The organism is Oleiphilus sp. HI0125, assembly GCF_001635355.1.
In genome coordinates, this window is record NZ_LWGF01001140.1 from 1 (window position 1) to 857 (window position 857).

The following is an 857-nucleotide window of genomic DNA, read 5'->3' on the forward strand; positions in this document are numbered from 1 at the left end:
GTTGATCTTTATTTCTTTGTTGATGATTGGTTTAACAAGCAATGGCTACTCTGCCGGTGAACAACACATGAATCACAACACAGGGCATCATCATACGCATGACGGGCTAAGCATAGAAAAGCAAACGGCGAGCGCGGAAGGGGCGGCTTGTGAGAATACCATTGATATTACCGTGAATGGTCTAGTTTGCGATTTCTGCGCTCGGGCCGTAGAAAAGGTGTTTGGAGAGCAAGAGGGCGTGACCGGTGTCGATGTCGATTTGAATGCAGGTAAAGTCGTGGTAGCGACTGAAGCCGGTGTTGAGATAGATGATGAAACTGTGACGACCTTGATCCAAGATTCAGGCTATAACCTCGTGGGTATCGCGAGAGGGTGCTCATAATGGATGGCCAAGAAGACGTCTCAAATGATGTTTCAAACTATGGCATTAAAGACACGATCGCTCCGACGCTAAGCTTGTTTACCTCGCTTGCCACCTTGGTGTGTTGTGCATTACCTGCTTTGTTTGTGATGCTTGGTGCAGGGGCGGCCCTAGCAGGTTTAGTTTCAACAGCACCATGGTTGATCGCGCTTTCAAAATACAAAGCATGGACCTTCGGTGTTTCTGGCGTAATGATTTTGTTTGCAGGGTCAATGCGTTGGAATGCGCGAAATGCCCCTTGTCCCATTGATCCGGAGCAGGCGAGAGCATGTATGCGATTGCGACGCGTTAGTGCTTGGATGTACTGGTCTTCTGTGGTGGTTTGGGCAATAGGGTTTTTCTTTGCCTTTCTGGCTGTAGAGATATTCTATTAGCGCTCGTATGCAGAGTAAGAACTTAAAATGCAATATTAGTTATTAAATTTTCGATACTTTCT

The 857-nt window shown here is 46.8% G+C and carries 2 protein-coding genes; both read left to right on the top strand.

Annotation, left to right across the window (positions count from 1 at the left end; all coding sequences use genetic code 11):
* The coding region (locus tag A3762_RS26115; RefSeq protein WP_082869262.1) for a heavy-metal-associated domain-containing protein at window positions 1–382 on the top strand (382 nt) is incomplete at its 5' end.
* Window positions 382–795, top strand: coding sequence for a hypothetical protein (locus A3762_RS19820; protein WP_068476312.1), 414 nt, complete (start codon window positions 382–384; stop codon window positions 793–795). The genes A3762_RS26115 and A3762_RS19820, both read left to right, overlap by 1 nt.
* Window positions 796–857 lie beyond the last annotated feature (62 nt).

Excerpts from the sequence above, each read along its gene's own strand:
- A3762_RS19820 (WP_068476312.1), top strand. The coding sequence starts at position 382 with ATGGATGGCCAAGAAGACGTCTCAAATGATGTTTCAAACTATGGCATT.